This is a genomic window from Vulcanococcus sp. (assembly GCF_044369115.1).
Lineage (GTDB): Bacteria > Cyanobacteriota > Cyanobacteriia > PCC-6307 > Cyanobiaceae > Vulcanococcus.
On the sequence record NZ_JBIPMN010000210.1, the window covers coordinates 1 to 3,775 of the forward strand.

Below are 3,775 nucleotides of genomic sequence, written 5' to 3' on the forward strand. Positions count from 1 at the left end.
CCCGAGCTTCCAGCGTTCTGCCGCACCCGCAGGCCCGTAACCATCGCCGTCACGGCCAACAGCCTCAACGCTCTGCGCCTGCTGGTGCTTGTGGGGCTGCTGTTTCAGCTGAGCACCCTGCTGCTGATGATCGCTGGCCCCGTGCCGCCGCGGTTGCAAGCGGTCAGCACTCATAGCCCATTCCCCACTTTCGCCGGCATTGCCGCCAGAGGGCCCCAGCCCATATCGCCGTCTTCAGACCGATGAACACCACAACAATGTCGTCCCATCCCTCCACGTCTGTTGCTCTGATGAGCCAAGACGCTCTGGTGTCGCGTTCCTGGAACGGCACCCCGATCTCGCGGCGCACCAGCGATGGCTACGTGAATGCCACGGCCATGTGCAAAGCCAATGGCAAACGCTGGAAGGACTACCGCGAGTCCGACCGGTGCCAGCACTATCTGGACGCTCTGGAAAGCGTGGCCGGAATTTCCGTCCACGGCCTCGTTGAGTCCCGCTCCGGCGGTGCCGGGGGTGGCTGCACCTGGGTTCATCCCCAGGTCGCTGTCGACCTGGCCCGCTGGATCAGCGCGCCGTTCGCGGTGTGGATGGACGGATGGTTCCTGGAGAGCGTCCAGCAGGCTCAACCGACTCCCGTCGAAACACCTCCAGCTCGGATCCGTGAAGCCGACGTGATCGCGCTGGTGGAGCGGAGCATCGGTCTGTTCGAGCGACTAGGCGGCCTGGATCAGCGCGACCAGCTTCTGTTCAAGGACATCGTCCGAAGCAACGTGCTCACCGCCAGTGGTGGGTTTCTGTCCGGAGCCCCCTCTGACGATGAGCTGACGTTGAGTGATGCCTGGTTGGAGGTCTTTCAGGAAATACTGCCCAGGTCCCGATACCGCTCGGGGGGGATGCTGGTGGCCGAGGCCTACCGCGAGGACTTCGGCCAAGAGCCACCGCTGCGCCAGCAGTTTATCGATGGTGCAGCCCGCCAGGTGAAGAGCTATCGACGCTCGTGGTTGCTTGACACCCTCAAGCGCTTTCGCGCACAGCTGGCGGGGAGCTGATGGACACCACCACAACGTCAACCCGCCAGCGGGTCTGGGTCACGACGGCAGAAGCCTGTGAGCTGCTCGGCATCAGCCGTGAAACCCTGCGCCAACTCAGGCTGCGAGGTGTGCTGCAACCCGGCAAGCACTTCCGCCGCTGGGGCTGCACCGAAGGCAAAGGTCCCCTGCAGTGGCATGGGGAGAACATCGAGGCCTCGATCACCGGCTGGAGCCGCCGCCATCTCAAGCAGTGAGCGGGGTTGCATGCGCGGCCGCTCTTCCTACGGTTCGGAAGAGCGGCCTGCCTTTTGCCTGGTGTCTCTGCGAGCTCGTTGGGTTGCAGTCCTAATCGGGGTGGGTGCCCTCTGCGGCAGTCCGGCTGTCGCCCAGGTCCTGAAGATGGACTACCAGAACAACCGCATGAGCGGCGCGTTGCGAAGTGGCGTCGTTGAGGTCAGCGCACAGCAACGGCAGCGGATCAACGAGTCAGGTTCGAACGTGCTCCAGCCTGTGGCGGTTGTTCGCGTCAATGGCGCCGAGGTCGGCCGTCTGATTGGTGCCGAGAAATGGGGTGGCAGTCCAGCCGCGGTGGTTCAGATCGCTGAGATGGATCCTTCGAACCCCTACCCCGAAGTTCTTCTCTCGTCCTTCACCGGCCGAGCGCACTGCTGCAATCAGATCCAGGTGCTCACCAGCGACCGCAGTGGCCAGACCTGGCGTGAGGTGACGCTGGGGCCCTTCGACGGGGGCGATTCACCTGCAAAGGATCCGTTGCGGAACGGCCGCTTCCTGATCGTCGACGTCGATAACCGGTTTCTCTATCGCTTTGCCTGCTACGCCTGCAGCACGGCACCTGCCCGCATCTGGGAGCTGCAAGGCGATGCGTTTGTGGATGTCTCCCATCGCCCTGAGTTCAAGCCAATCCATCGCTGCAACCTGCAGCGCATGGCCGAATGGTTCCAGCAGAAGAACCCTGAATCACCCAATGGGTTTCTGGCCGGTTACGTCGCTAACAAGGCGTTGGTGGGCGAGCTGTTTGACGGCTGGGATCGCATGACCCAGCGTTATGACGCCTCGTCGGACTGGGGGCTGAAGGAGTGCAAGGGCGACCTGGATGACAACGGCAAGTGCCTGGGCCGGGAAATCGTCTACAGCTCTTTCCCGGAAGCATTGCGGGCCTTTCTGATCGACACCGTATACATCAAGCCAACAGGTGAGCAGTAGCGCCGCAAAGAAGCAGGCTCACGACGTCATGCCACTGAGCCGTTGTGCAGCTTTGCTGAAGGCGTCATCCACCACGTCATCCCCGCACCAGCGGCTGTAAGCCGCAAGGTGGGTCTCCACGGAATGCCCCATCGCGGCAGCGACGACCTTCGGGGGTAGCTCACAGATCACGTGGGCGCGATGGGCGTAGCCATGGCGGCAGGAGTACAGGACTAGCTTTTCCCCCTCAGCTTCGTAGCGCTGCCGCAGTTCTTCCCAGACAGCGCGCCTGCGCATGTAAGTGCGCAGGTCTTCGGCTCCATGTCCTGGGCGCATCGGCGGCATCGCTTGCCTCTCGTAGACCGATTCCAGTTGCCAGGGCACAGCCCACTGATCAGACGGCAACAGCCGCAGCGGGCGGGGTCGTGTTTTGCCTTTCGGTGTTGTCTTCTCGAAGGTGCACCACAGCCGGCCTCCGCGGTGTTCCAGGTGTTGAAGCTCCTCCGGCCTCAATCCGTAGGCGGCCATCAGTTGAAAGGCCAATCTCCAACGCGGATCGGGGATGGAGGCCACCACCTCAAGAAGATGGGTAACAGCAAGAGGCGTTGTGACGGGTCGAGCATCGCGCCGTCTACCGACATAACCAGCGAGGTTGAGCGGCGGAGCCCAGTGCATCGGCAGCAGATCGTTGTCGATGCTCCAACGCAAAAGAGCGGCTGTCTGTTGAACCAACAGCTGCCGTCCCCTGGTCCCAGGGTGCTCTTTCACCGGTGCGACCAAGCGGTCCAGGAGCTGACGGGCATTGACCGGTGGCGGCACAGCCATTGCCGCCTTGTGGATTGCCGCCATTCGGCCGGCATAGGTGTTGCGCCAGGTGCTGGGCTTGATCGCTCCGCTGGAAAGTTTGTGCTGACGGAAACGCTCGATCAATGCAGCCCAATCCACGTGCCGCTGGACGGCAGAGAGCTCAGGCGCGGCTTCATCAGCGGCAGGTGTGCAGGCCTGGGCAACCGCCTGGTCGATGGGGGCACCAGCCTGATGCGCTTCATGGATCGCCAGCACCACGTCGCGAATGGCATCCATCTGATCGGCTTGCCAGACCAGTGGCAGAAGGATCTGCCTTCGACGGCCGCCTGCTGCAGCCTGAGTGAGGTTCAAGCGAGCACGACCACGGTGATTGGCCACCGACCAGCCGCCATGGGTGCCCCGCTGGGACAGGCTGTGAATCACCCCTGCCCGAAGCACCTGATCCCAGGTCGGTGGTCGCCCCATGTGAGATGGCATGTGAGATGGCCCCTGCCAAAACCGGTCAAATCTGGGCAGAGCCAGGCACAGACTGGCAGCCCAAAAGCCAGTGACAGCAAGGGTTTACAGCCAAGAGGCTAGCAAGAGCAGCAGTCCTGCTAAATCCCCAATTTTCGGATTTGGGAGCACTAGGTCGCAGGTTCGAATCCTGTCGCCCCGACTGACTTTTTAGAGAGTTGCCATCTGAGCAGGTCACCAAATCTGACCCCAGCGCAGCCTTCCTGAAGTGAGAGCTC

The 3,775-nt window shown here is 62.5% G+C and carries 5 protein-coding genes; 4 read left to right on the plus strand and 1 reads right to left on the minus strand.

Going from position 1 to position 3,775, the window contains the following annotated elements; genetic code table 11:
• The 4 genes from ACIQ2E_RS13175 to ACIQ2E_RS13190 form a co-directional block, all read left to right on the plus strand.
• On the plus strand, nt 1–246 hold a 246-nt coding region (locus tag ACIQ2E_RS13175; RefSeq protein WP_398331391.1), incomplete at its 5' end, for a hypothetical protein.
• 44 nt (nt 247–290) lie between these two features.
• The gene (locus ACIQ2E_RS13180) at nt 291–1,049 is read left to right on the plus strand and encodes a KilA-N domain-containing protein (protein ID WP_398331394.1); all 759 of its coding nucleotides are present in this window, start codon (nt 291–293) and stop codon (nt 1,047–1,049) included.
• On the plus strand, nt 1,049–1,285 hold the full coding sequence (locus ACIQ2E_RS13185) for a helix-turn-helix domain-containing protein (protein WP_398331397.1): 237 nt from the start codon (nt 1,049–1,051) through the stop codon (nt 1,283–1,285). The genes ACIQ2E_RS13180 and ACIQ2E_RS13185 overlap by 1 nt, the downstream gene beginning before the upstream one ends.
• 61 nt (nt 1,286–1,346) lie before the next feature.
• Nucleotides 1,347–2,255, plus strand: coding sequence for a hypothetical protein (locus ACIQ2E_RS13190; protein ID WP_398331400.1), 909 nt, complete (start codon nt 1,347–1,349; stop codon nt 2,253–2,255).
• 18 nt (nt 2,256–2,273) lie between these two features.
• On the opposite strand, the gene ACIQ2E_RS13195 is transcribed toward ACIQ2E_RS13190, so the two are convergent.
• Nucleotides 2,274–3,506 (minus strand): hypothetical protein, encoded by a 1,233-nt coding sequence (locus ACIQ2E_RS13195; protein ID WP_398331403.1) that lies wholly within the window; start codon nt 3,504–3,506, stop codon nt 2,274–2,276.
• Between the last annotated feature and the right edge of the window lie 269 nt (nt 3,507–3,775).